The following is a 23,843-nucleotide window of genomic DNA, read 5'->3' as shown; positions in this document are numbered from 1 at the left end:
CGCGTGGCGCGCGCGGTCTATTCCCGCCCCGCGCGCCATTCCTTCCAGCGCAGATAGGCATTCGCCCCGATCGTGGAGAGCGGTGGCGGGGGAAGTCTCACCGGCTGTGCCTCTTGCAGGAAATGGGCGGTGACGTCGCTTTGGTGTCCGCAGGCCAGTTCGGCGGCGGCCATGCCGGTCAGCGTGCTGCGCGCGGTGCCGAGGCCGTTGCAGACGGCGGCGGCGTAAAGGCCGGTGTCGAGTTCGCGCATGACCGAGACGGCGTTTCGGGACAGGCACAGATGGCCCGCCCATGTATGGGCCATTGCAATGCCGCGCAGTCGGGGGAAGCGGTCGTCGAATTTCCGGCGGTGGACGGCGGCGGTTCTTGCAAGTGTCGCGGCGGAGGGTTCCATGCCCGGCTCGAAGCTGGCGCAGGTGCGGGTGATGATGCGATTGCCGCCCTGTCCGGTGTCGATCCGGCGCATGGTGGTCCCCATCGGATCTGCCGGAGTGACGCCCCAGCGGGGCTGGCCGCCCAGAATGGCTTGTGCCTCTGCGTCAAGCTCGACGGTCATGGAGGCATAGAGGAACAGGTGCATCAGGCGGTTCGCGGCAAAGCCGAAGCTTTCCAGATGGCCGTTATTGGCAAGGATGATCTTGCCCGCCGTCACGCGCCCCTTGGGTGTTGCCACGGTCCAGTGCGCGCCCTGCCGGGCAATCGCCGTCACCGCCGTCTGTTCCGCGACGGTCACGCCGGTGCGGCGCAAACCTTCGCCGAAGCCGCGGATATAGCCCGCCGGTTGCAGCATCACCGTGCCGGGCGTGTAGAGACCCGAGACATAATGGCGGCTGCCCGTCACCTCGGCCATCGTCTGCGCGTCGAGGTGACGGTTCGCTTCGCCCAGACCGTCCAGATGCCGCGCGTAGGAGCGGTTGAGCGCATCTGCCGCCGCGCTTGCCGCGCCGTTGATCTTGCCTGCGGGGTCGAAGAAATCGCGCGGGATGCCGAATTCCTCGACCACGTCGCGGGCAAAGGCGATGGCCTTGCGGTTCAGCGCGATCATGGTGCGGTCGTCGCCATGGCCTGCGTAATCGTCCGAGGTCAGTTCGTGCGGGAGGTCGATCATGAAGCCGGAATTGCGGCCCGATGCGCCTTCGGCCAGCCGCCCCGCCTCGAGCACGACCACCCGCGCGCGGGGGGCGAGGCTGCGGATGTGCCGCGCGGCGGAGAGGCCCGCGAAGCCGCCGCCGATGATGGCGACATCGGCCGTCATGTCCCCGGCAAGGGGGACGGGTGCGGGCTGGTGGGGCAGGATGGCCGACCAAGCGGCGGTGCCGTGCTGCATCGGGGTTCTGCGGGCGGGGTAGGTGGTCATGGGGTTTCCCCGTTCTGGCGGCTGGCCCCCGGAGGCGCCCCGAGGGGAGCCCGGATGCTTTCGGGCGTGACGAAGCTTTCGATGCGGGCGCGCGACAGGTCCCAATGCGCGACCGCAAGGTCGGCGGCGGCGTCGGCATCGCCGGCCTCGATCAGCGCGATGAACATGTCGTGCTGGTCGGCGGCGATGGACTGGGTGTCGGCCATGCGGAGGTGGCGGGGATTGTAGAAGGTCATCGCGATCCGTGTGTGGTCGATCAGCAGCCGCCGCAGGCTGGGCATGAGGAATTCGTTATCGGCCATCTCGCCGATGAGGGAATGGAAGCGTTCGTTTTCCAGCGCGCGGTCGGCGGCGTTGCCGTTGCAGATGGCGGCGCGAAAGGCGCGCTGGACCTGTTTGAGCCGGTCGATCTGCGGGGGTGTGGCATTCAGGGCGGCAAGGCGGGTGACGGCGGCATAGATCATCGGGGCTGCGACGAAGAAGTTTCGCAGGGTCTTGTGCGTCATGGGCGCGACCTGGGCGCCGCGGTTTTCGACCAGCCGCACATAGCCTTCGCCGGAAAGTTGGCGGAGCACCTCGCGCAGGGGCGGGCGCGAGATGCCGTAGCGGTCGGCCAGTTCGGTTTCGTCCAGCGAGCTGCCCGGTTCCAGTTGCTGGGTTAGGATCTGGCGGCGCAGGTCGTCGGCGCAGATGGATTTGCGGCTGCGGCTGTCGGCATCCAAGGCGGCACTCCTTTCGCCTGACGCGGTTCGCCGGCGCGGGGGTCAGGTCTGATGCCGGTCTTGTAGGGATGATAATACATAATGTCTACACATGCTGCGCTGTCGGGCCGGTCCGCAGGGCCGGGGGCGAGGGGCCGTCATGCGGGCCCCCCGACAGGCGCCCTCAGGGTGTCCGGTCGAAGAAGCGCACCATCTCGGCCGTGGCGTCGGGACCGGCCGGTTCGGTGTAGCTTGCGTCAGGATGGCCGCCGGACCAGCCATGTCCCGCGCCGTCGATGCGCCAGAGTTCCACGTCATGGCCCGAGGCGTTTCGCCCTTCGAGAACATCGTAGCGGCGTCCGTTCCGTTCCCCCGATCGTTCGCGGGTTTCGACCAGCGTTCCTGCAAGCCGCCCTGCATTCACCGGAGCGACGGTCCGGTCGGCAGAGCCGTGCAGGATGATGGCGCGGCCCGAGAGCGGTTCGGTTCCGGAAGAGGGATCCCCGCGCATGGCGGCGAAGGCACCGATGACGTCGGTTGCGCTGCCGGTCGGCAGGCCGGAATGGATGCCTGCTGCCGCGAAGACCTCGGGATGCGTGCGGGCAAGGATCGCGGCCATCGCGCCGCCTGCCGAAAGGCCAGCGACGAAGATGCGACCGGGGGGCACGTCATGGCGGGCCGCGACATGGCCTGCCAGATCGGCAAGCAGGGCGGGTTCGCCGCCCTCGCGTCTCTGGTCGCCGGGCCGGAACCAGTTCCAGCAGAGCGACGGATTGTCGGATCGGGGTTGCGCGGGATAGACGACGATCATGTCGCGGGCGGCGGCGGCCAGATGCATGGCGGTGCCGGTCGCGAAATCCTCGGGCGTCTGGGTGCAGCCGTGAAGCATGAGGATCAGGCCGCGGACGGGTTTGCCGGATGACCCGGGGCGGAAGGCCAGATAGCGGCGCGCGCCGTGCGGGGTATGGTGCACTCCGTGGTCGAGGACCAGTCCTGCCGGAGGATCGGCAAGGGTGACAGGTGCGGCGGCGGGCCGGTCGAAGCCTGCCGGTCGCTGCGCCAGCGTGGCGAGGATTTCCGAAAGGGGACGGCGGGTCGCCGCCGCGCGGGGGCTGCGGGGCGGCTTGGCGGCGGGGGTGGGCGGCGGGGGCGGCGTGTCGGTGCCGCCTGCCAGTGCCATCTGGATGTGACGGGTGGCGTCAAGCGGTCTGGACGCGCGGACAAGGGCGAGCGATTGGCGCATCGCCTTGGCGAAGGTGTCGGGCATGGAGATGTCTTTCCGTATGTGGCCGGAGCCGTCTTGTTGCGTGGATGAGTGCGCGATTGGCCAAGCGGGTGATCCGTGCCCCACGCTTTGCTGCGGCCGACAGAAACTGCCTGCACCTTGAACAGGTGGAGCGCGGTATCCGGCAGTTCAAGGCGGGCGGCGAGGTGGGGCTGTCGTTCCGGCGGTGCAGGCGGAAAGCGGCCATGTCAGGGCGCGCGCACCCTGTTCCAGAGCAGGATTCCCGCGCTTTTGCGGCCCGGACTGATGTCGATCAGCCGCCCGCAGGCAAGTTGGCGGTACGCGGAATGCCACGCCACAGGCACCCTTGCCCCTGAAGGAGCATTCCCATGTCCATTCGCCCCCTTTACCTCCTTGCCGCGACGGGTCTGCTGGCCCTTGCGGCGACGGCCGGTGCCGCACAGACCACCCTGACGGGTCTGGATTCGGTCGATGACCGGATCGACGATATCGACCGTTCCGCGCGGATCGAGCTGGACCGCGGCAACGATCCGTTCCGCTATGGCAGCCCCGAATTCCGCAACGGCCTGTCGGGGAGCGCCTCGCTCAGCTATTCCGGCAAGACGGGGGCGACGGATTCAAGCGAGTTCAGCCTCGGGGCGCGGTTGCGCTTTGCCGATGGTCCGCTGGTCCAGAATATCGGGGTCGTGATGGATTTCTCGGAGGCGGGGTCGGTCAAGATGAAGGAGGACGTCTTTGCCATCTATGACGCGAACTACTTCCTGAACGAGAGCTTCTATCTGTTCGCGCTTGGCCGTGTGAAGACCGACGGTCTGGCCGAGACGGCGGAGGACATCAAGACGGATGCCTTCATGGGCGTCGGGCCGGGCTATCGCATCATCAATACCCGCGATCTGAGCTGGCGGGTGCAGGCGGGCATCGGGCTGAGCTATCTGGAGAACGGGTTGGACCAGTCCGAGAGCGAGACGGGCTATATCGGGTCATCGCGGCTGTACTGGCGGTTGAGTGACACGATGTTTGTCACCAACGACCTTGACGTGCTGAAATCGGACAGCGCGTTGCGCGCGAACAGCGATCTGGGGCTGAACGTCAAGATGTCCGAGATGTTCGCCACGCGGATAAGCTATCTGACCGAATACAACGACGCGCGCGACGTCCGCAGCGAGAACAAGCTGGGCGTGTCGCTGGTCTATTCCTTCTGAACTGCCCAATGCAGGCCCGGGCGCGAGGTCGGGCCCGCCCCGCCGCGCGCGTTCGGACCGACGCAGGTCTTGGTGAACGCCCCGACAGGGTGGTGAATCGTCCTGCAGGCCGCCGTTCGGCCGTAGGGCAGCCAGGGCAGCAGGTGATCCCTGTGCTCTTGTCCTTGTCCGTGCCTTCGCCATCTTCCCGACGCTTGATCCGTTCAGGGAGCGGGGCCACGATGTCCCGGGGGAGAGGACACTTACCTGCGCGCGCCACGACACCCCGCCGTTCGCGGCTGGATCGGGTGTGTTCCGAGTTCCATTCTTTTGGGCTGTGGTGTAGCCCTTTCAGCCATGTCGCTTTCGGACAGTGCCGCCGCCGTGCTAACTGCGGCAGATTGCCCACGGGAACGATCCTCCGGCCATCCGCAAGGGGCGGGGGAGGCTGCACAGGAAACCCCGACGCTGTGCACTTTTCCGCGAAAGGGCAAACCGACGGGAAAAGACGGAAATCGCGCGAACCAGATGGCTACGAGAACCCTTATGAAACCTGCGAATGCCTTGTTCTCAGGCGCGCACCGCCTGTCCGTCGCCCCGATGATGGACTGGACCGATCGTCACTGCCGGTATTTCCACCGGCTGATGACGCGGCGGGCGATGCTTTATACCGAGATGGTGACGGCCCCCGCCGTGATCCATGGCCCGCGCGAGCGGTTGCTGGGCTATGGCGATGCAGAGCATCCGGTGGCGCTGCAGCTTGGCGGGTCCGATCCGGCGGAGTTGCGCGCGGCGGTGCGGGCGGCGCTGCCCTATGGCTATGACGAGATCAACCTGAACGTGGGCTGTCCGTCGGACCGCGTGCAATCGGGCTGTTTCGGCGCGGTGCTGATGGAACGGCCCGCGCTGGTGGCCGAGTGCGTGGCGGCGATGATCGAGGTGGCGGATGTGCCCGTGACGGTGAAATGCCGCATCGGGGTGGATGACCAGAACCCCGAAGAGGTGCTGCCCGATTTCCTGCACCGCGTCTCGGTTGCCGGGGTGCGCCATTTCGTGATCCATGCCCGCAAGGCCTGGTTGCAGGGCCTGTCGCCCAAGGAGAACCGCGAGATCCCGCCGCTGGATTACGATCTGGTCCGGCGGATGAAGGCGGAGTTTCCGCATTTGACCATCTGCATCAATGGCGGGATCACCACTCTGGATCAGGCGCGCGCGTTGCTGGAGGCGGGGCTGGACGGGGTGATGATCGGGCGCGCGGCCTATCATGAACCGGGGTCGGTGCTGATCGGGGCGGATGCGCTCTGGGGTGACGGGGCGGGGCGTGATGCCTTTGCTGTGGTCGAGGAGATGAAGCCCTATATCGCCGCGCATCTGGCGGGGGGTGGGCGGTTGCACCAGATCACGCGGCACATGCTGGGGCTGTTCCATGGCCGCCCCGGCGCGCGGGGCTGGCGGCGGGTGCTGTCAGAAGGCGCCTCGCGCGAGGGGGCGGGACTGGCGCTTCTGGACGCCGCGCTGGCCGAGGTGGCGGGTCAGGCCGCCCTTGCGGGCGGCTGAGGCCGCGCCAGCGCGACCCGCGAGAGCACCAGCACCAGCAGCCCGCAGAGCGCGATGGCCCCCAGCATGGGCGTGGCGGTGCCGTCGAAGAAAGGCCCCGTCGCGGCCACCATCAGCCCGCCCGCCAGCATCTGGAGCGTCCCGCCGAGCGAGGAGGCCAGACCTGCAATGTCGCCGTGATCGTCCAGCGCCATGACCATCGTGGTCGGGATGATCAGCCCGAGGAACGCATTGGCAAGGAAGAGCCCCGCGATGCAGACCGCCAGCGACACCATCCCCGCCAGAGCCAGCGCGAAAAGCGCCACCGTGGCAAGAGTGAAGCCCGCGCTTGCCACGGCCATGACCCGCCGCGCGCCCAGCCGCAGGCCGAGCGGGCCCGCCGCCTGTGACGCCGCAAAGAAGCCGATGGCATTGATCGCGAAGGCCACGGAAAAGCCGGTGGGCGAGAGGCCGAAGCTTTCAGTGTAGACGAAGCTCGCGCTTGCGATGAAGACGAAGAAACTGGCCATGCCGAAACCGCCGAGGAAGGTCAGGCCCATGAAGCTGCGGTCGGTGATCAGGCGGCGGCTGTTGCGCAGGGTGTCGGTCAGGTCGAAGCGTTGCCGTGCGGCGGGGGGCAGGGTTTCTGGCTGGGCGAGGGCGAGGGTCAGAAGGCTGATCCCGCCCGCCACGACAAGGGCCGCGAAGATGCCGCGCCAGCCGGTCAGGGCCATGAGGCCCGATCCCGCCAGCGGGGCGAGCATGGGCGAGACCGAGATCACCAGCATCACGGCGGCCATCAGGCGGGTGGCGGCGGGACCGGTGTGCAGGTCGCGGATGATGGCGCGGGGCACCACCATCATCGCGGCCCCGCCAAGGCCCTGCACGAAGCGGCCCGCGATCAGCCATTCCACCGTGGGCGCCAGCGTGCACAGGACCGAGCCCGCAAGGAAGATGCCGATCCCCGCATAGAGCGGTGCCTTGCGCCCCGCCTGGTCGGCCCAGGGGCCATAGACGAGCTGGGCCAGACCGAAGGCGATGAAATAGGCGGTGATCGTCGTTTGCATCGCCGGAACCGATGCCCCCAGCGCCGCGCCGATCTGCGGCATGGCGGGCAGGTACATGTCGATGGCGAAGGGTCCGATGCAGGACAGCAGGCCAAGGACAAGGGCGGGGCGAAGGATGCGGTCGGACATGGAAACGGGCTTTCGGAAAAGGTCTGCTTGCGGCGCTGTGGCACGCGGAAAGAAGGGCTGCGGATACGCCCTTTTGCCGCAGGATGCCAGAGGAATGCCGCAGGACGGCTGGCCTCTGCCGCCGCCGTGCTAGATCGTTGCGGCGGGATGCGGCACGGGCGGGGCAGGGCAGGCGGGGCGGATGGTGGAGGACGGGGTGACGGCGGATTGGCGGGCGCGTGGCTGGCGGCGGGTGCGGTCGGCGGCGATTGAGGACTGGGCTGCGGCAGCGGCGCCCGTGGCGCGGCAGGCCGTGACGGCAAGCGACGTGGCATGGCGGTGCGGCGGGACATGGTTCGTGGGGCTGGATGCCCTGCCCAACGGTGCGGATGGCGCGGTGGGCGATGTGGAATTTCCTTGGCAGGATCTGGGGTTATCGCCTGTTCCCCTGCATCCGGCACAACTGTCGGTAACCCGCGCGGGCTATCCCCGGCCCGGGGCGGAGGAGAGCGCGGCCGCCTTCCGCTTTCGCCTGATGCGGGATGCGGCCCATCTGGACGGGCTTCTGCCCGTGGGGCCGGACAAGCGGCGCATGGTCAAGGAACCCCATGCCTGGATCGCGGGGCTGCCGCTGAACGCGGCGGCTGCGGGGGCGGCGCCGCTTGTGGTGTGGGAGGGCAGCCATCTGGTGATGGGCGCGGCGCTGCGGGCGGCCTTTGCCGGATGCCGTGGCGATCTGTCCGACCATGACATCACCGACGCCTATCAGGCCGCGCGGCGCGCGGTGTTCGAAACCTGTCCCCGTGTGGAGCTTCCCGGCCGCCCGGGCGAGGCGGTGGTGCTGCACCGCCATCTGGTGCATGGCGTGGCCCCCTGGGCCGAGGGCGCCGTGGCCGAGCCGCCGGGGCGGATGGTGGCCTATTTCCGCCCGCTGATGCCATCGGTCGCGGACTGGCTGTCGGATGCCTGATCGCCGCCCCCGCCGCCGCATTCGGACGGGGTGCCCTTGCAGCCCCCCGCCCACGCAACTAAGACTCTGTCAACAGACAGTCGTTTAGATCACGTGAGACAAAGAGGCAGCCCGCGATGCGCGATCCCGTCGATCACTACATGAACACCCTCGTCCCCATGGTGGTTGAACAGACCAGCCGCGGGGAGCGGGCCTATGACATCTTCTCGCGCATGTTGAAGGAGCGGATCATCTTCCTCTCCGGCCCCGTGCATGACGGCATGTCCAGCCTGATCTGCGCGCAGCTGCTGTTCCTCGAAGCGGAGAATCCGTCGAAGGAAATCAGCATGTACATCAACAGCCCCGGCGGCGTGGTGACGAGCGGTCTGTCGATCTATGACACGATGCAGTACATCAAGCCGAAGGTCTCCACGCTGGTGATCGGGCAGGCGGCGTCGATGGGGTCGCTTCTGCTGACTGCGGGGGAAAAGGGGATGCGCTTCTCGCTGCCCAATTCCCGCGTGATGGTGCACCAGCCCTCGGGCGGCTATCAGGGGCAGGCGACGGATATCATGATCCACGCCCGCGAGACGGAAAAGCTGAAGCGTCGCCTGAACGAGATCTACGTCAAGCATACCGGCAACAGCTATGAAACCGTCGAGGCGGCGCTGGAGCGGGATAATTTCATGTCGGCCGAGGATGCGAAAGCCTGGGGTCTGATCGACGAGATCGTGGAAAGCCGCGGCAAGGCGGACGACACGTCGAAGTGAGTATGCGCCCCCCGTCGGCCGGACCGGCGGGGGGCTTTTTGGCATTGTGGGGGCGCGGGCCTTGGCCTAGACTTTCCACCAGCGCGGGCCGCAGGGCCGGCACGAGGCAGAGGACGACCTGATGGCGAACAACTCCGGCAGCGACAGCAAGAACACGCTTTACTGTTCTTTCTGCGGCAAGAGCCAGCACGAGGTGCGCAAGCTGATCGCGGGGCCGACGGTCTTCATCTGCGACGAATGCGTCGAGCTCTGCATGGACATCATCCGCGAGGAGACGAAATCCTCGGGGCTGAAATCCTCCGAAGGGGTGCCCACCCCGCGCGAGATCTGCAAGGTGCTGGACGATTACGTGATCGGCCAGATCCACGCCAAGCGCGTGCTGTCGGTGGCGGTGCACAACCATTACAAGCGGCTGAACAATTCGTCCAAGACGGATATCGAGCTGTCGAAGTCCAACATCCTGCTGATCGGCCCCACCGGCTGCGGCAAGACGCTGCTGGCGCAGACGCTGGCGCGGATTCTGGATGTGCCCTTCACCATGGCGGATGCGACCACGCTGACCGAAGCGGGTTACGTGGGCGAGGATGTGGAGAACATCATCCTCAAGCTCTTGCAGGCGTCGGAATACAACGTCGAACGCGCGCAGCGCGGCATCGTCTATATCGACGAGGTCGACAAGATCACCCGCAAGTCGGACAATCCGTCGATCACCCGCGACGTGTCGGGCGAGGGGGTGCAGCAGGCGCTGCTGAAGATCATGGAGGGCACGGTCGCCTCCGTGCCGCCGCAGGGGGGGCGCAAGCATCCGCAGCAGGAATTCCTGCAGGTGGATACGACGAACATCCTGTTCATCTGCGGCGGGGCCTTTGCGGGCCTGGAGAAGATCATCGCGCAGCGCAACAAGGGCAGCGCGATCGGCTTCGGCGCCGATGTGAAGGGGCCGGAAGAGCGCGGCGTGGGCGAGCTGTTCAAGGAGCTGGAGCCCGAGGACCTGCTGAAATTCGGTCTGATCCCGGAATTCGTGGGCCGTCTGCCCGTCATCGCCACGCTGAACGATCTGGACGAGGGCGCGCTGGTCACCATCCTGACCGAGCCGAAGAACGCGCTGGTCAAGCAGTACCAGCGCCTGTTCGAGATCGAGGGGGTCAAGCTGACCTTCACGCCCGACGCCCTGACCGCCATCGCCAAGCGCGCGATCAAGCGCAAGACCGGCGCGCGGGGTCTGCGGTCGATCATGGAGGATATCCTGCTGGATACCATGTTCGAACTGCCCGGCATGGACGGTGTGGAAGAGGTCGTGGTGAACGAAGAGGCGGTGAATTCCGCCGAGGCCAAGCCGATGCTCGTCTATACCGAGGCGAAGAAGAAGGAACCGGCAACGGCGGGTTGAGACCTGCGCGGTTGCGGCAAAGGGGACGGGCCTGCGGGTCCGCCCTTTTGCTTCGGGGGGCACGATTTTTCTGCGAAAAATCGGCGCGGGGCGGCCACTGTCGGTGCAGGGAGGCAACGGCGGGGCGGGGCGGGATTTTTCGCAGAAAAATCGTCGCGCGCCTGCGATGTGGGGCGGTCACATTCCCGCTCCTGCGGCGGCTTGGTGCTGGACCTTTGCGCCTGCTTCGGCCATATGGGGGCAAAGGTTTCCCGGAGGCTTACGATGGATTTCCTCAAGCGGCTTGTCACATGGTGGAACGGCCAGACGCTCGGCACCCAGCTTTACACCTCGCGCAAGGGCGTGAAGGTGGGCGAGGACGGGCAGGGGAACGTCTATTACGAAACCCGCGACGGCAAGCGGCGCTGGGTGATCTACAAGGGCGAGGCCGAGGCAAGCCGCGTATCGCCCGACTGGCACGGCTGGCTGCACCACACCTGGGACGAGCCGCCGACCAAGGCGCCGCTGAAGCACAAGGTCTGGGAAAAGCCGCATCAGGAGAATCTGACCGGCACGGCGGCCGCCTATGCGCCCCTCGGATCCATCCGCCGCCCCGAACCGGCGGTGCGCCGCGACTACGAGGCGTGGCAGCCCGAGTGATGGCCGAGAATCGCGCAGAGGTTCTGGCAGGCGCGGCCGTGCTGGCGGCGGCGATCGGCTTTCTGGTCTATGCCGGGCAGGAAACCGGCATGACGTCCACGACGACGGGCAGCTATGACCTGACGGCGTCGTTCCGGTCGGTCGAGGGCGTGCGTGTGGGCACGGATGTGCGGCTGGCAGGGGTAAAGGTGGGCACTGTCAGCGCGCTGGAGCTGAACCCCGAGACCTTCTTTGCCGATGCCACGCTGACCGTGCAATCGGCGGTGCAACTGCCCGAGGATTCGGCGGCGCTGATCTCGTCCGAAGGGCTCTTGGGCGGGAATTTCGTCGAGCTGGTGCCCGGCGGGGCGCTGGATGTGCTGCCCGCGGGGGCCGAGATCGAGGATACGCAGGGCGCGGTTTCGGTCATTTCCCTCATGATGAAATTCGCGGGCGGTGGCGGGGATGATGCCGCACCGGCCGAAGGCGGGGCGGTGGAATGATCCGCGCCGGTCTGGTGCTGGCGCTGCTGGCGGCGGGGCCTGCGGGGGCGCAGGGCTTTGCCGATGCCGATGCGGGCATCCTGCGCTGGCTGGACAAGCTGACGGGCGAGACGGCGGATATCGAACTGACCACGGGGCAGGAGGCGGTGTCGGGGCGGCTGTCCATCCGGCTGGATGCCTGCCGCTATCCGGCGGACAACCCCGCCTCGGATGCCGAGGCGCATCTGACCATCCGCGATGCCAGCGTGGCCGATCCGGTCTTTCAGGGCTGGATGATCGCGTCATCGCCTGCGCTGTCGGCGCTGGACCATCCGCGCTATGACGTCTGGGTGCTGCGCTGCGTGACGCCGGAACCGGTGCCCGCGCCGGAAGAGCCTGCCACCTCCGAGGGCGAGGGCGAGTAACCCGCAGGGGAGAAGCTGCCCCGCCCGTCCAGCGCCGCGGCAAGGCGGCGGTGGTAGTCGTGGCGCGGGATTTCCACCCCGCCGAGGCTGCGCAGGTGCGGCGTCAGGAATTGCGTGTCGAACAGCGTGAAGCCGCCCGCGTTCAGGCGGTGCACGGTCCAGGCCAGCGCCAGTTTCGATGCATCGGTGCGGCGCGAGAACATGCTTTCGCCAAAGAAGGCGCGGCCCAGCGTGACGCCATAGACGCCGCCGATCAGATCGCTACCCTCCCATACCTCGACCGAATGGGCATGGCCCGTGCGGTGGAGGGCGACGTAAAGCGCGAAGATCGTGTCGTTGATCCATGTCTCGTCGCGGTCGGCGCAGGCTTCGACCGTGGCGGCAAAGGCGGTGTCGGCGGTGACGCGCCACGGGCTGCGCAGGATGGTGCGGCGGAGCGAGCGCGAGATGTGGAACCCGTCGAGCGGCAGGATGCCGCGGCGGCGCGGGTCGACCCAGTGGATTTCGGGGTCGTCGCGTCCTTCGGCCATCGGAAAGATGCCCGCGGCATAGGCGCGGAGCAAGATCTCGGGGGTGATGGCCTGTTGGTTCATCGGGGGCTGGGGCAAAATTCTTCGAAGAATTTTGCAAATTCCTTCGAAGGAATTTGGCGGCGCCCCATCAGGGGCGCCGCGCTCTGTTCATTCCGCGAATTGCGCGGCGAGCCATTTTTCCAGCCAGTGGATGTTGTATTCCCCGTTCTGGATATCGGGTTCGGCCAGCAGCATGTGGAAGAGCGGGACCGACGTGTCGATGCCGTCGATGATGAGTTCCCCCAGCGCGCGTTTCAGACGCGCCAGCGCCTCGGGACGGTCGCGGCCATGGACGATCAGCTTGCCGATCAGGCTGTCGTAATAGGGCGGGATGGAATAGCCGCCGTAAAGCGCCGAATCCATCCGCACGCCAAGCCCGCCCGGCGCGTGGAAAACCCGCACCTTGCCCGGGCAGGGCGAGAAGTTCGGCAGTTTCTCGGCGTTGATGCGGACCTCGATCGCGTGGCCGTTGATTTCAAGGTCGGCCTGCGTGAAGGACATGGGCAGGCCCGCCGCGACGCGGATCTGTTCGCGGACAAGGTCCACGCCGAAGATCGCCTCGGTCACGGGATGTTCGACCTGAAGGCGGGTGTTCATCTCGATGAAGTAGAACTTCCCGTCCTCGTAGAGGAATTCGACGGTGCCCGCGCCGATGTAATTGATCTTTGCCACGGCATTGGCGCAGATCGCGCCGATTTCCGCGCGCATCTTGGGCGTGATGGCAGGACCGGGGGCTTCCTCGAACACCTTTTGATGGCGGCGCTGGAGCGAGCAGTCGCGTTCGCCCAGATGCACCGCATTGCCCTTGCCGTCACCGAAGACCTGGATCTCGATATGGCGGGGCTTTTGCAGGTATTTCTCGATATAGACCTCGTCATTGCCGAAGGCGGCCTTCGCCTCGCTCCGCGCGGTGCGGAAGGCGATTTCCAGCTCTTCGGCGTTCTTGGCGACCTTCATCCCGCGCCCGCCGCCGCCGGCGGTGGCCTTGATGATGACGGGATAGCCGATCTCGGCCGCGACGGTCTGGGCGGTCTCGAAATCGGGCACGCCGCCGTCGCTGCCCGGCACCACGGGGATGCCCAGTTCCTTGGCGGTTTCCTTGGCGGTGATCTTGTCGCCCATGATGCGGATATGTTCCGCCGAGGGGCCGATGAAGGTGATACCGTGGTCCTCCAGCGCCTGGGAGAAGGCAGCGTTTTCCGACAGGAAGCCGTAGCCGGGATGGACCGCCTGCGCCCCCGTGATCTCGCAGGCCGAGATGATGGCGGCCTTGTTGAGATAGGACTGGGTCGAGGAGGCCGGTCCGATGCAGACGCTTTCATCTGCCATGCGGACATGCATCGCGTCGGCGTCGGCGGTGGAGTGCACGGCCACCGACTTGATCCCCATTTCGCGGGCTGCGCGGATCACGCGAAGCGCGATCTCGCCCCGGTTGGCGATCAGGATCTTTTCGAACATCGGGATACCCTTATTCGATGATCAGGAGGGGGGCGCCGAATTCGACCGGCGTGCCGTCTTCGACGAGGATGCGCTTGACCGTGCCCGCGCGGGGGGCGGGGATGTGGTTCATGGTCTTCATCGCCTCGATGATGAGGACGGTCTGGCCCTCGGCGACGGTCGCGCCCACGGTGACGAAGGGCGTGGCACCCGGTTCGGCGGCCAGATAGCAGGTGCCCACCATGGGCGAGGTGACGGCGCCCGGATGCTGGGCCGGGTCTTCGGGCATGGCTGCGGCGGGGGCCGCGGCGGCGGCCGCGGGTGCGGCAGCGGCGGGGGCGGCATGGTAGACGGGGGCGGGGGCCGCAGCGGCGACGGTCACGACATTCGCCTGCTTGATGACGCGCACCTCGAGGCTGTCGTCATCGCCATATTCCCGTTTCACCGAAAGCTCGGTCAGTTCGTTCTTGTTCAGAAGTTCCGCGAGCGCCTGGATGAAGGCGACATCGGCTTCGGTGGTATTCTTGCTCATGCCGGTCCTCTGCTGGCGCCCTTGCGCCGTGGTTCTTCATTCGTCCCGGCGCGGTGCGAGAGGGGCGCCGCCCGAGGGTTGGCGTGCCTTATACGCCAGCCGGACGGGGGTGAAAAGCGGCGATGTTGCGGGGCGGTTTGCGCGTTTTCGCGGCATCCAAAGCGGATTGGGCGCGCGGGGGCGAAAAATCGGCACCCGTTGTATTTTACCGTTTGATAAAAATATGGCGCTGTGGCAGCGTTTCTTCCAACGAATAAAGCAAACAGGGAGAAACGCCTTGTCCAACAGCCCGCTCACGCCCGGTGTCGTTCCGGGGCGTCTGCCAGCCGAAACCATCGCCCGCAACTTCGGGGATCACGAGGCCCCGCTCGACGCGCATGAGGCAAGGGTCGCGGCGGACCGCTGCTATTTCTGCCATGACGCGCCCTGCATGACGGCCTGCCCGACCGGCATCGACATCCCGCTCTTCATCCGCCAGATCGCGACGGGCACGCCCGAGGCGGCGGCGAAGACGATCCTTGGCCAGAACATCCTTGGCGGGATGTGCGCCCGCGTCTGCCCGACCGAGACGCTGTGCGAAGAGGTCTGCGTGCGCGAGGTGGCCGAGGGCAAGCCCGTGGAGATCGGGCGGCTGCAGCGGTTCGCCACGGATACGCTTATGGCCAAGGGGGTGCATCCCTTCACGCGCGGGGCGGCGACGGGGCGGAAGGTTGCCGTGGTGGGTGCGGGGCCGGCAGGTCTTGCGGCGGCGCATCGGCTGGCCATGAAGGGGCATGACGTGGTCATCTTCGACGCGCGGCCCAAGGCGGGCGGTCTGAACGAATACGGGATTGCGCAGTACAAGAGCACGAATGACTTCGCGCAGGCCGAGGTGGAGTGGCTGCTGAAGATCGGCGGGATCACCATCAAGACCGGTGTGGCGCTGGGGGCCGGTGTGACTCTGGCTGAATTGCAGGCGAGCCATGATGCCGTCTTTCTTGGCATGGGGCTTGCGGGGGTGAATGCCCTGCGCGCGCCGGGCGAGGATATGGCAGGCGTGCGTCCGGCGGTGGATTTCATTGCCGAGCTGCGGCAGGCCAAGGACAAGTCGGTGCTGCCCATCGGGCGTGACGTGGTGGTGATCGGGGGCGGCATGACCGCTGTCGATGCCGCCGTGCAATCGCGGCTGCTGGGCGCGCAGAACGTGACCATCGTCTACCGGCGTGGGCAGGAGAAGATGTCTGCCTCGGGCTACGAGCAGGAACATGCGACGAGCGCGGGGGTGCGGATCGTCACCAACGCCTCGCCCGTAGCGGTGCATCAGGCGGGGTCGGCGCTGGAGGTGGAGTTTGCCTATACCGTCGACGGGCCGGACGGCATGAAGCCCACGGGCGAGACGTTCCGTCTGCGCGCGGATCAGGTGTTCAAGGCGATCGGGCAGACCCTTTCGGGAGCGCCGGAAGGTCTGGCGCTGGCGGGCGGCAAGATCGCCGTGACGGGGGCGGGGCGGACATCGGTTCCGGGCGTCTGGGCGGGCGGCGACTGCGCGGCGGGCGGGGAAGACCTGACCGTGACGGCGGTGGCCGAGGGGCGCGACGCGGCGGAGGATATCCACGCGGCGCTGATGGCGCGGCAATGAAAATGGCACGCTCCCCTTTACCGGGGCGCGGGCAGGCCCCATCTGCCTTGCCGGAAACGGTGAGGGATCATGGATTTTTCGGCCGAGGCGATCATCGCCTTCATGGAGCGGCATCAGGAGTGGTCCTTCTGGCTGTCGCTGGTCTTTGCGGCGGCCGAGACGACGGCCTTCCTGTCGCTCTTGGTGCCGTCGACGGCGATCCTCGTTGGGGTCGGCGCGACGGTCGCCACGGGGGCGGTGCCCTTCTTCCCGATCTGGGCGGGGGCGGCGCTGGGGGCGATGGTCGGGTCCACCTTCAGCTGGTGGCTGGGCTGGCGCTTTGGCGCGCGGATACTGGCGATGTGGCCGCTGAAGGACCATCCCGATCTGGTCGAGAAGGCGGCCGACGCCTTCCGCAAATGGGGGATGGGCGCCGTGTTCATCGGCCATTTCTTCGGGCCGCTGCGACCGGTGATCTTTCTCTTTGCCGGCATGATGAAGATGTCGCTGCCGCTGTTCCTGATCGTGAACACCGTGGCCGCGATGGCATGGGCCTATGTGATCCCCAAGTTCGGCGAGGTCGGCGGGATCATCGTCGGCTGGTTCTGGAACCTGCTCGGGTTCTGATTTCTCAACAAGATAGCAAGACGGCGGCGGGGCTGGCCCTGACCGCGCGCGCCAACATGGAGGCTGATCATGGCTGACCTGACGTCGAATTTCATCGGGATCAAATCGCCCAACCCGTTCTGGCTGGCCTCGGCCCCGCCGACGGACAAGGAATATAACGTCCGCCGCGCCTTTGACGCGGGCTGGGGCGGGGTGGTGTGGAAGACGCTGGGGTCCGAAGGCCCGCCGATCGTGAACGTCTCGGGCCCGCGCTATGGCGCGATCTGGGGGGCGGACCGGCGGCTTCTGGGGCTGAACAATATCGAGTTGATCACGGACCGGCCCTTGCAGGTGAACCTCGACGAGATCCGGCGGGTCAAGAAGGACTACCCCGACCGCGCGCTGGTGATCTCGCTGATGGTGCCTTGTGACGAGGAGTCGTGGAAGGACATCCTGATGCGGATCGAGGATACGGGGGCCGACGGGGTGGAGCTGAACTTCGGCTGCCCGCACGGGATGGCGGAGCGGGGGATGGGGTCTGCCGTGGGGCAGGTGCCGGAATATATCGAGATGGTCACCGCATGGGTGAAGCATTACTCGAAAATGCCCTGCATCGTGAAGCTGACGCCCAACGTCACCTCCATCCTGCCGCCTGCGATGGCGGCAAAGCGGGGGGGCGCGGATGCGGTCAGCCTGATCAACACGATCAAATCGGTGACGAATGTCGATCTGGACACCTTCTCTCCCTTCCCGATGATCGACGGCAAGGGGAGCCATGGCGGCTATTGCGGGCCTGCGGTGAAGCCGATTGCGCTCAACATGGTGGGCGAGATCGCGCGGCATCCGGAAACGCGGGGGATGCCGATTTCCGGCATCGGGGGCGTCACCACATGGCGCGATGCGGCAGAGTTCATGGCGATGGGGTCGGGGAACGTGCAGGTCTGCACGGCGGCGATGACCTATGGCTTCAAGATCGTGCAGGAGATGATTTCGGGCCTGTCGCAGTATCTGGACGAAAAGAACATGCGGCTGGACCAGCTGGTGGGCCGCGCGGTGCCGAATTTCGTGGAATGGCAGGACCTTAACCTGAACTACGTCACCAAGGCGCATATCGATCAGGATGCCTGCATTTCCTGCGGGCGGTGCTATGCGGCCTGCGAGGATACGTCCCATCAGGCCATCGCCATGTCGCCCGACCGCGTCTTCACCGTGAAGGACGAGGAATGCGTGGCCTGCAACCTGTGCGTCAATGTCTGCCCGGTGGAGAATTGCATCACCATGGTCGAGATGCCGAAGGGCGCCACCGACCCGCGCACGGGGCGGGTGGTATCGGATTACGCCAACTGGACCACGCATCCCAACAACCCCATGGCCCGCGCGGCGGAGTGATCCGGCGGGGTGCGAATTTTCTGGCGAAAATTCACGGGCGTCCCCTGACGGGGGCGCCCGTTGCCGTTTCGCGGGAGGGGGGCGGGGGCGACATGGATTGTCGTTCCTGAATTTGACGGGGGGGGATGCGGGGTCCAAGGTCGGGGGCAAGCAAGCGGAGCCTGACATGACCAACACGTCCCAATCCCTGTTCGAGCGCGGCATGAAGGTGCTGGTGGAGGGGGTATCCTCGGCCTCGCGCGGGCCTGCCACCTTTGGCGGCGCGCCGCGTTACATGAGCCACGGGCAGGGCGCGCGGCTTTATGATGTAGACGGGCGGGACTATGTCGACTGGATGATGGCCTTCGGCGCGCTGCCGCTGGGGCATGCCCATCCGAAGGTGGTGGAGGTGGTCGCCCGCGAGGTGGCGCGGGGGACGCATTTCGCCACCGCGTTGGAGGTGGAGGTGGAGGTGGCCGAGATGCTGGTCGGCCTGCTGCCGCATGTGGACAAGGTGCGTTTCGCCAATACCGGGACCGAAGCCGCGATGGGGGCGTTCCGCCTTGCCCGGGGCCATACGGGGCGGCGCAAGATCATCAAGTTCGAGGGGCATTATCACGGCTGGTGGGATGCGGTGCTGGTCAATACCAACCCGCTGCCGCCCACGATGTTCGGCCATCCCAACGATCCGGTGCGGATACCGGACTCTTCGGGGATACCGGAGGAGGCGTGGAAGGACACGATCGTCGTGCGCTGGAACGACTTTGACGCGATCGAGCGGGCGATGAAGATCCACGGGGCGGAGGCGGCCTGTGTTGTGACGGAAGGCGTCATGTCCAACATGGGGGTGATCCCGCCGAAACCAGGATATCTGAAACATATCCAGGACTTGTGCCGCCAATATGGCGCGCTGTTCTATCTGGACGAAACGGTGACCGGCTTCCGTCTGGCCGCTGGGGGGTGCGCCGAGCTGTACGGGCTGGAGCCGGATATCGTGACCTATGGCAAGGCGCTGGGTGGCGGCCTGCCCATGGCGATGATCGGCGGGCGGGACGAGATCATGGCGGGGCTGGAATGGGGCAAGGTGCTGCATTTCGGGACGCACAACGCGGGGCGGCTGGCGCTGCATGTGACCAAGGTGATGCTGGAGACGATGCTGGCCGACAATCAGGCGGGCTTTGCGCGGATCAAGCATCTGGGCCAGAAGATGGCGGCGGAGCTGGAGCGGGTGGCGAAGACGTCGAACCGGCACGCGATGCGGGTGCAGGGGGTGAATTCGATGTTCCAGGTCTTCTTTACCGAGAAGGAGGAGATCAACGATTTCCGTGACTTCTGCACCCATGTGGACCGCGTGAAGTTCCGCAACTTCGTGCTGCGGCTGTTCGACAAGGGGGTCTACATGAACCCCTCGGCCACGCTGCATTCGCTGTCCTCTCTGGTGCATACCGAGGCTGATATTTCCTTTACTGCCAAGGCTGTAGCCGAAGTTCTTGAGGAAATGCCCTAAGTGCGGATCGGCATCCTTGGCACCGGTCATCTGGCGGAATTCCTGATCCGTGGCGCGGGGGGGCGGTATGACTTCGTGGTCTCGCCCCGTTCGGCGGCGCGGGCGGCGGCCTTGGCTGCGTCGCACGGGGTGGGCGTGGCGCCGGATAATCAGGCGGTGGTGGACGGGTGCGATCTGATTCTGGTCTGCCTGCCCGCCGCCGAAGGGGTGGAGATCCTGCGCGGTCTGCGGTTCCGCGCGGGGCAGTCGGTGCTGTCGGCCATGGCGGGGGTGCGGCTGGCCGCGCTGGCGGCGGCGGTGGCACCGGCGGCAGCGGCCTGCAGCATGATGCCCGGGCTTGCCAATGCCCATGGGCTGGGCCCCTGTCTGATCCATCCGGCGCGGGCGGAGTGGGAGGGGTTCCTGTCGGCTTTGGGACCGCTGCATGTCTTTGGAAATGAAGAGGAATTCGTTGCCGCTACGGCCTTTGGCGCGCTGTCGGGGGCGACGTTTTTCTGGATGGACAGGCTCGCCGGTTGGTTCGCCGCGCAGGGGGTGGCGCCTGCAACCGCGCGGCGGCTGGTGGCCGAGACGTTGCGCGGCAATGCCGAGGTGCTGCTGCGCGAGACGGCCTCGCTGGCCGAGATCCAGCGTGGCATCGCCACCCCCGGCGGGATCACCGAGGCGCTGGTCGCGCGGCTGGCGGATCGTGGCGCGCTGGAGGCATGGGGCGAGGGGATGGATGTCGTGCTGGCGCGGGTGCGCGGCCAGAGTGGCGAAAATTCCTGAACAGACCGTTTGCGCCGCGTCCGCCGCGCCCTACATCAGGCGGGCGAAACAGGGACAGACAGGAGAACCCGATGAACTTCAAGGGATTGACGCGCAGCCTTGCCATCGTCGTCGCGATGCTGGTGGCGGTGCCCTATCTGATGATCGCTGCCGTCGAATGACGGCGGAGAGGGCCGGAGCGGGGGCGGAAATCCCTGCTTCGGCCCTTGCATCTGTTGGATTTTCCGCCAAGGTCGGAGTTGCGGAGGGGTTCCGCGACTGACCGTATCTGGCCGATGACAAGACCGCGCACGCGCATCCAGCAGAAGAATTCGGAAACCATCCTCGAGGCGGCGCTGGAGGTGTTTTCCACCTATGGCTTTCGCGGCGCGACTCTGGACCAGATCGCCGAGGTGGCGGGGCTGTCGAAGCCCAACCTGCTTTACTATTTCCCCAGCAAGGAGGCCATGCATCAGGCGCTGCTGACGCGGCTCTTGGAGACATGGCTGGACCCGTTGCGCGAGATGGACGCGGCAGGTGATCCGGTGGCGGAAATTCTGGGCTATGTGCGCCGCAAGGTGGAGTTGAGCCGTGATTTTCCACGGGAATCCCGTCTTTTCGCCAACGAGATCCTGCAGGGCGCGCCGCGGATGCGGGCGGCCATCGAGGGGGATCTGAAGCGGCTGGTGGACGAGAAATCGGCCGTGCTGACCCGCTGGATGGAGGAGGGGCGGATCGCGCGGTTGCCACCTGCGCATCTGATCTTTTCCATCTGGGCGTTGACGCAGCATTACGCGGATTTCGACATGCAGGTCCGCGCCGTTCTGGGGCCGGAGCATGATCCCTTTGCCGAGGCGGGGGATTATCTGGACATGCTGTTCCGGAAGCTTCTGGCGGTCTGACGGTAACCAACACTTTGACTTTGCGGGGCTTTGTCCTTGGGGGACGTGCCGCTGGCTGTGCCGCGGGCTGTACCGCAGAGTGTACATACAAATCCGGAGAGGGTGAGCCGCCGGATCGTGGTTAAGGGTGCGCCTGTGCACAGGGCGGGGGAAAGATTTTCTGGCGAAAATCTTTCGGGGCGATCCTTCTGGCGAAGGATCGGTCACGGCGCGGGCGGCGATCCTTGGCCGCAAGGGGCGGAGGGTTTTCGCAGGAAATCCCTTCTGCGCCCCTTGCCATAGTTCGGGCCTGCGCGGCGGTGGCCGATCACGTCTCGGGCAGCAGGGTCTCGAGCGCGCGGATGGCGAGCCTGTGATCCTCGACCTGCGGGAGGCCCGAGACGGTGAGGCAGGCCACCACGCCCACGCCGCGCACGCGGATCGGGACCGCGCCGCCGTTGGGGGCGTAGTCCTCGGGCGGGAGGCCGTGCTTGGCCAGCGTTTCGCCCTTCGCCTCCATCTGGGTCTGCACATGAAGCGTGGCCATCTGGAATTTGAGCGCGGTGTTCGACTTGCGCCGTGCCCAGAGGTCGTTGAGCGGTGCCGAACCCGGCATGGCGAGGTGGAAGAGCGTCCGGTCGGGCGTGCGGATGTCGATGACGATGGGCAGGCGGTCCAGTTTCGCCATGTTCATGACCGTCAGGCCAAGGCGCAGCGCGGTTTCCTCGGTGAATTCGGGGAGGATGAGGCGGTCGGCTTCGGCTTGGAGGTCGGTGAGTGTGGGGGCGGTGGTCATGGTCGGGCTTTCCTTCGGGTCGCGCGAAGGGTCGGCGCGGATGCGGACGGCGTCAAGAGCGATGGGGCCGGATCAGCGGGCAGATTTCGGTTTGGAGGCGGAGGTTCGGGTCGCTTTCGCCTTGGCCGCGGGTTTCGGCTGGGCCGCCGGTTCGGGGGTGGCCTGTGCCGCGGGGCCTTGCCCGGCCGCGGTGGCCGGAGCCTTGCGGTAGAGTTCGGGCAGGGCGTCCACGTAGCGCGCGGGAAGGTCCGGTTCGACGCGCTTGCGGCGGACCAGTTCGTCAAGGGCATAGAGCGCGGTGGACTGGCTGTGGAACACGCCCGCGCAGAGGATGGCGAGGTGCATCACCTGCGCGTCGGTATAGCTGTCGATCCGGCCCGGATGCCGCAGATAGACGGCGTCGCCGTCGACCAGCTGGTCCGCGATGCGGCGGCGGTTCAGGCGGTCGGCCTGCGAATTGGGCATCGGGCGCGATTTGTTGAACAGGAATTTGTGGAGCATGAAGCCCTGACCGCGCAGGGTTTCATCGACGCCGCCCATCATCGGCTCGTTCTCGTAAAGCTGGAGGTAGCGCAGTTCGATGATGACGGCGACCGCCTCGGTCAGCACGCGGCGGGCATTGTCGATCACCAGTTTCTCGCCGCCCTGAATGTCGATCTTGAGCATGTCGAAGGGCGCAAGGTCGGGGAGCGCGTCCAGCGCCACGGTGGGCAGGTCGACGGTTTCGGTGATCTTGGCCCAGCGTGCCCCGCCATAGACGCGGGCGGCGGGCATGTGCGGGCGGAAGAGCGAGGTGAAGCCACTGCTGCGGTAGATATGCAGGGCATGGGTCTGCCCGTCGCCGACGGCATGGGGGTGATAGGTCTCGTTCGGGCCCTTGATGCGCTGGAGTTCGGCGAAGGCGTCGGTCTGCGGTTCGAAGCCGATGACATGGCAGCCACCGCCGTCGAGCAGGGGTTTGTAGGGATTGTCGGTGATCGGGTTCGCGCCGACATCGACGATGGTGGTGGGGCGCGGAAGCGGCAATTCGGACAGGAGCAGCGCGACATGCGGCGGTAGGGCGACGGGAAGCGTGGTGTCGGGCATGGGCGCACTCGTGTTCGGACAGGACAGGTGGCGGCGAGCCTAGGGGGAAACGCCCGTATTGAGAAGCCGTCCCCGACGGGATCGCGGGGCAGTGCGGCAGGCTTGCCGCAGAGCGCGGTCAGAGCGCGCCGATGCCGCGCAGGATGATCTGCTTGACGCTTTCCGTCGCCTCGCGCCACTGGCGGTCGGTCAGGGGCTGGCCCGCGTTCAGGGTTTCGATCTGGTGGCCGAAATCGGCGTAATGCTGGGTCGTGGCCCAGAGCAGGTAGAGCAGGTGGCGCGGGTCGACGGGGGCCATCTTGCCCTCGTCGATCCAGCGCTGGATCACGCTCATCCGGCCTTCGGTCCATTGGCGCAGGGTGGTTTCCAGATAGTCCTGGATCACCGGCGCGCCGTGCATCACCTCGGCCGCCCAGACCTTGGAGCCGTGAGGGTGGCGGCGCGAGATGTCCATCTTCGCCTCGACATAGGCGCCGATGCCTTCGACGGGGCCTGCGGCATCGTCGAAGGAGGAGGCGGCGTCGAGCCAGATTTCGAAGATGTTCTGCACCACGCGGCGGTAGAGGTCTTCTTTCGTGGGGAAGTAGTAGTGCAGGTTGGCCTTGGGCAGGCCGGCCATGTCGGCGATCAGCTGCATGGTGGCGCCGCCGAAGCCTGCCTCGGCAAAGACCCGTTCGGCGGCGTCGAGGATGAGCCGCTCGTTCTGCTGCCTGATATCCGTGCGGCGGCCGGAACGGATGCGTGAAATGCGGGCAGTTTCCGGCATGTGTCCCTGTGATTTTCGTTGACCGTATGGTCAGGTTGTGGTCGCCTTCGTATTGACCATACGGTCAGGAAACGAGTCGATCAACGATGTGGGAGAGCGGGCCGCAAGACGCCCGCG

Annotated in this window: 24 protein-coding genes; 14 read left to right on the top strand and 10 right to left on the bottom strand. The window is 66.5% G+C overall.

Features of this window, described 5'->3' with window-relative positions:
* Positions 1–17 precede the first annotated feature (17 nt).
* From GU927_RS16350 to GU927_RS16340, 3 genes are all read right to left on the bottom strand, one after another.
* A complete protein-coding gene (locus tag GU927_RS16350) occupies positions 18–1,358 on the bottom strand; it encodes an NAD(P)/FAD-dependent oxidoreductase (RefSeq protein ID WP_161763529.1) in 1,341 nt (446 codons plus the stop codon).
* On the bottom strand, positions 1,355–2,080 hold the full coding sequence (locus tag GU927_RS16345; RefSeq protein ID WP_161763528.1) for a GntR family transcriptional regulator: 726 nt from the start codon (positions 2,078–2,080) through the stop codon (positions 1,355–1,357). The genes GU927_RS16350 and GU927_RS16345 overlap by 4 nt, the downstream gene beginning before the upstream one ends.
* Before the next feature lie 163 nt (positions 2,081–2,243).
* Entirely contained in the window at positions 2,244–3,326 is a 1,083-nt protein-coding gene (locus GU927_RS16340) for an extracellular catalytic domain type 1 short-chain-length polyhydroxyalkanoate depolymerase (protein WP_161763527.1), read from the bottom strand.
* 347 nt (positions 3,327–3,673) lie between these two features.
* Here GU927_RS16340 and GU927_RS16335 point away from each other — a divergent pair, with 347 nt between their 5' ends.
* Positions 3,674–4,507 (top strand): DUF481 domain-containing protein, encoded by an 834-nt coding sequence (locus GU927_RS16335; protein WP_161763526.1) that lies wholly within the window; start codon positions 3,674–3,676, stop codon positions 4,505–4,507.
* A gap of 525 nt (positions 4,508–5,032) precedes the next feature.
* A complete protein-coding gene (dusA, locus tag GU927_RS16330) occupies positions 5,033–6,043 on the top strand; it encodes a tRNA dihydrouridine(20/20a) synthase DusA (protein WP_161763525.1) in 1,011 nt (336 codons plus the stop codon).
* Here dusA and GU927_RS16325 read toward each other — a convergent pair.
* Positions 6,019–7,218 (bottom strand): multidrug effflux MFS transporter, encoded by a 1,200-nt coding sequence (locus GU927_RS16325; RefSeq protein ID WP_161763524.1) that lies wholly within the window; start codon positions 7,216–7,218, stop codon positions 6,019–6,021. The two genes, dusA and GU927_RS16325, sit on opposite strands and share 25 nt — an antisense overlap.
* 181 nt (positions 7,219–7,399) lie before the next feature.
* On the opposite strand from GU927_RS16325, the gene GU927_RS16320 reads away from it, so the two are divergent.
* The 6 genes from GU927_RS16320 (at position 7,400) to GU927_RS16295 (ending at position 11,831) form a co-directional block, all read left to right on the top strand.
* Positions 7,400–8,167: a hypothetical protein gene (locus GU927_RS16320; RefSeq protein ID WP_232489244.1), complete on the top strand. Its 768-nt coding sequence runs from the start codon at positions 7,400–7,402 to the stop codon at positions 8,165–8,167.
* Between the two features lie 116 nt (positions 8,168–8,283).
* Positions 8,284–8,916: an ATP-dependent Clp protease proteolytic subunit gene (locus GU927_RS16315; RefSeq protein WP_161763523.1), complete on the top strand. Its 633-nt coding sequence runs from the start codon at positions 8,284–8,286 to the stop codon at positions 8,914–8,916.
* A gap of 121 nt (positions 8,917–9,037) precedes the next feature.
* Complete coding sequence (clpX, locus tag GU927_RS16310; protein WP_161763522.1) at positions 9,038–10,306, top strand: ATP-dependent Clp protease ATP-binding subunit ClpX; 1,269 nt, start codon at positions 9,038–9,040, stop codon at positions 10,304–10,306.
* Between the two features lie 264 nt (positions 10,307–10,570).
* Positions 10,571–10,945, top strand: a complete 375-nt coding sequence (locus GU927_RS16305) for an NADH:ubiquinone oxidoreductase subunit NDUFA12 (RefSeq protein ID WP_161763521.1) — start codon at positions 10,571–10,573, stop codon at positions 10,943–10,945.
* Positions 10,945–11,427 carry an outer membrane lipid asymmetry maintenance protein MlaD gene (gene mlaD, locus GU927_RS16300; protein ID WP_161763520.1) on the top strand — a complete coding sequence of 161 codons (483 nt, stop codon included), beginning with the start codon at positions 10,945–10,947 and terminating at the stop codon, positions 11,425–11,427. The genes GU927_RS16305 and mlaD overlap by 1 nt, the downstream gene beginning before the upstream one ends.
* Entirely contained in the window at positions 11,424–11,831 is a 408-nt protein-coding gene (locus GU927_RS16295) for a DUF2155 domain-containing protein (protein WP_161763519.1), read from the top strand. Before mlaD ends, GU927_RS16295 begins: the two co-directional genes overlap by 4 nt.
* On the opposite strand, the gene aat is transcribed toward GU927_RS16295, so the two are convergent.
* From aat to accB, 3 genes are all read right to left on the bottom strand, one after another.
* Positions 11,744–12,424: a leucyl/phenylalanyl-tRNA--protein transferase gene (gene aat / locus GU927_RS16290; RefSeq protein WP_161763518.1), complete on the bottom strand. Its 681-nt coding sequence runs from the start codon at positions 12,422–12,424 to the stop codon at positions 11,744–11,746. The two genes, GU927_RS16295 and aat, sit on opposite strands and share 88 nt — an antisense overlap.
* Before the next feature lie 87 nt (positions 12,425–12,511).
* Positions 12,512–13,861 carry an acetyl-CoA carboxylase biotin carboxylase subunit gene (gene accC, locus GU927_RS16285; RefSeq protein ID WP_161763517.1) on the bottom strand — a complete coding sequence of 450 codons (1,350 nt, stop codon included), beginning with the start codon at positions 13,859–13,861 and terminating at the stop codon, positions 12,512–12,514.
* Positions 13,862–13,871: 10 nt separating this feature from the next.
* A complete protein-coding gene (gene accB / locus GU927_RS16280) occupies positions 13,872–14,372 on the bottom strand; it encodes an acetyl-CoA carboxylase biotin carboxyl carrier protein (protein WP_161763516.1) in 501 nt (166 codons plus the stop codon).
* Positions 14,373–14,649: 277 nt separating this feature from the next.
* Between accB and GU927_RS16275 the strand changes: the two genes are divergently transcribed.
* The 6 genes from GU927_RS16275 to GU927_RS16250 all read left to right on the top strand — a co-directional run bounded on the left by GU927_RS16275 (position 14,650) and on the right by GU927_RS16250 (position 21,099).
* Positions 14,650–15,990 carry an NAD(P)-dependent oxidoreductase gene (locus GU927_RS16275; RefSeq protein ID WP_161763515.1) on the top strand — a complete coding sequence of 447 codons (1,341 nt, stop codon included), beginning with the start codon at positions 14,650–14,652 and terminating at the stop codon, positions 15,988–15,990.
* A gap of 69 nt (positions 15,991–16,059) precedes the next feature.
* On the top strand, positions 16,060–16,596 hold the full coding sequence (locus GU927_RS16270) for a DedA family protein (RefSeq protein WP_161763514.1): 537 nt from the start codon (positions 16,060–16,062) through the stop codon (positions 16,594–16,596).
* A gap of 69 nt (positions 16,597–16,665) precedes the next feature.
* Positions 16,666–17,964 carry an NAD-dependent dihydropyrimidine dehydrogenase subunit PreA gene (gene preA / locus GU927_RS16265; protein ID WP_161763513.1) on the top strand — a complete coding sequence of 433 codons (1,299 nt, stop codon included), beginning with the start codon at positions 16,666–16,668 and terminating at the stop codon, positions 17,962–17,964.
* A gap of 166 nt (positions 17,965–18,130) precedes the next feature.
* Entirely contained in the window at positions 18,131–19,450 is a 1,320-nt protein-coding gene (locus GU927_RS16260) for an aspartate aminotransferase family protein (RefSeq protein ID WP_161763512.1), read from the top strand.
* On the top strand, positions 19,451–20,218 hold the full coding sequence (locus tag GU927_RS20645) for a pyrroline-5-carboxylate reductase dimerization domain-containing protein (RefSeq protein ID WP_161763511.1): 768 nt from the start codon (positions 19,451–19,453) through the stop codon (positions 20,216–20,218).
* 275 nt (positions 20,219–20,493) lie between these two features.
* Positions 20,494–21,099: a TetR family transcriptional regulator C-terminal domain-containing protein gene (locus tag GU927_RS16250; RefSeq protein WP_161763510.1), complete on the top strand. Its 606-nt coding sequence runs from the start codon at positions 20,494–20,496 to the stop codon at positions 21,097–21,099.
* 307 nt (positions 21,100–21,406) lie between these two features.
* Here the strand turns inward: GU927_RS16250 and GU927_RS16245 are convergent, their stop codons facing one another.
* The 3 genes from GU927_RS16245 to GU927_RS16235 all read right to left on the bottom strand — a co-directional run bounded on the left by GU927_RS16245 (position 21,407) and on the right by GU927_RS16235 (position 23,726).
* Positions 21,407–21,874 (bottom strand): heme-degrading domain-containing protein, encoded by a 468-nt coding sequence (locus tag GU927_RS16245; protein ID WP_161763509.1) that lies wholly within the window; start codon positions 21,872–21,874, stop codon positions 21,407–21,409.
* Positions 21,875–21,946: 72 nt separating this feature from the next.
* Positions 21,947–22,960 (bottom strand): FkbM family methyltransferase, encoded by a 1,014-nt coding sequence (locus GU927_RS16240; protein WP_161763508.1) that lies wholly within the window; start codon positions 22,958–22,960, stop codon positions 21,947–21,949.
* A gap of 118 nt (positions 22,961–23,078) precedes the next feature.
* Entirely contained in the window at positions 23,079–23,726 is a 648-nt protein-coding gene (locus tag GU927_RS16235; protein WP_161763507.1) for a TetR/AcrR family transcriptional regulator, read from the bottom strand.
* Positions 23,727–23,843 lie beyond the last annotated feature (117 nt).

It is taken from the genome of Paragemmobacter amnigenus, assembly GCF_009908265.2.
In the GTDB taxonomy this organism is placed as follows: Bacteria; Pseudomonadota; Alphaproteobacteria; order Rhodobacterales; family Rhodobacteraceae; genus Paragemmobacter; species Paragemmobacter amnigenus.
Note: the sequence above shows the minus strand (reverse complement) of the source record. Positions and strands in the feature narration are given on the sequence as shown.

Bases quoted from the DNA above. Each gene is read 5' to 3' on its own strand.
- GU927_RS16320 (WP_232489244.1), top strand. From the start codon at position 7,400: ATGGTGGAGGACGGGGTGACGGCGGATTGGCGGGCGCGTGGCTGGCGG.
- GU927_RS16335 (WP_161763526.1), top strand. From the start codon at position 3,674: ATGTCCATTCGCCCCCTTTACCTCCTTGCCGCGACGGGTCTGCTGGCC.
- GU927_RS16305 (WP_161763521.1), top strand. From the start codon at position 10,571: ATGGATTTCCTCAAGCGGCTTGTCACATGGTGGAACGGCCAGACGCTC.
- GU927_RS16240 (WP_161763508.1), bottom strand. From the start codon at position 22,960: ATGCCCGACACCACGCTTCCCGTCGCCCTACCGCCGCATGTCGCGCTG.
- GU927_RS16250 (WP_161763510.1), top strand. From the start codon at position 20,494: ATGACAAGACCGCGCACGCGCATCCAGCAGAAGAATTCGGAAACCATC.
- accC (WP_161763517.1), bottom strand. From the start codon at position 13,861: ATGTTCGAAAAGATCCTGATCGCCAACCGGGGCGAGATCGCGCTTCGC.
- GU927_RS16270 (WP_161763514.1), top strand. From the start codon at position 16,060: ATGGATTTTTCGGCCGAGGCGATCATCGCCTTCATGGAGCGGCATCAG.
- GU927_RS16315 (WP_161763523.1), top strand. From the start codon at position 8,284: ATGCGCGATCCCGTCGATCACTACATGAACACCCTCGTCCCCATGGTG.
- GU927_RS16295 (WP_161763519.1), top strand. From the start codon at position 11,424: ATGATCCGCGCCGGTCTGGTGCTGGCGCTGCTGGCGGCGGGGCCTGCG.
- preA (WP_161763513.1), top strand. From the start codon at position 16,666: ATGGCTGACCTGACGTCGAATTTCATCGGGATCAAATCGCCCAACCCG.
- GU927_RS16260 (WP_161763512.1), top strand. From the start codon at position 18,131: ATGACCAACACGTCCCAATCCCTGTTCGAGCGCGGCATGAAGGTGCTG.
- GU927_RS16245 (WP_161763509.1), bottom strand. From the start codon at position 21,874: ATGACCACCGCCCCCACACTCACCGACCTCCAAGCCGAAGCCGACCGC.
- aat (WP_161763518.1), bottom strand. From the start codon at position 12,424: ATGAACCAACAGGCCATCACCCCCGAGATCTTGCTCCGCGCCTATGCC.
- GU927_RS16235 (WP_161763507.1), bottom strand. From the start codon at position 23,726: ATGCCGGAAACTGCCCGCATTTCACGCATCCGTTCCGGCCGCCGCACG.
- GU927_RS16325 (WP_161763524.1), bottom strand. From the start codon at position 7,218: ATGTCCGACCGCATCCTTCGCCCCGCCCTTGTCCTTGGCCTGCTGTCC.
- clpX (WP_161763522.1), top strand. From the start codon at position 9,038: ATGGCGAACAACTCCGGCAGCGACAGCAAGAACACGCTTTACTGTTCT.
- mlaD (WP_161763520.1), top strand. From the start codon at position 10,945: ATGGCCGAGAATCGCGCAGAGGTTCTGGCAGGCGCGGCCGTGCTGGCG.
- GU927_RS16340 (WP_161763527.1), bottom strand. From the start codon at position 3,326: ATGCCCGACACCTTCGCCAAGGCGATGCGCCAATCGCTCGCCCTTGTC.
- dusA (WP_161763525.1), top strand. From the start codon at position 5,033: ATGAAACCTGCGAATGCCTTGTTCTCAGGCGCGCACCGCCTGTCCGTC.
- GU927_RS16350 (WP_161763529.1), bottom strand. From the start codon at position 1,358: ATGACCACCTACCCCGCCCGCAGAACCCCGATGCAGCACGGCACCGCC.
- accB (WP_161763516.1), bottom strand. From the start codon at position 14,372: ATGAGCAAGAATACCACCGAAGCCGATGTCGCCTTCATCCAGGCGCTC.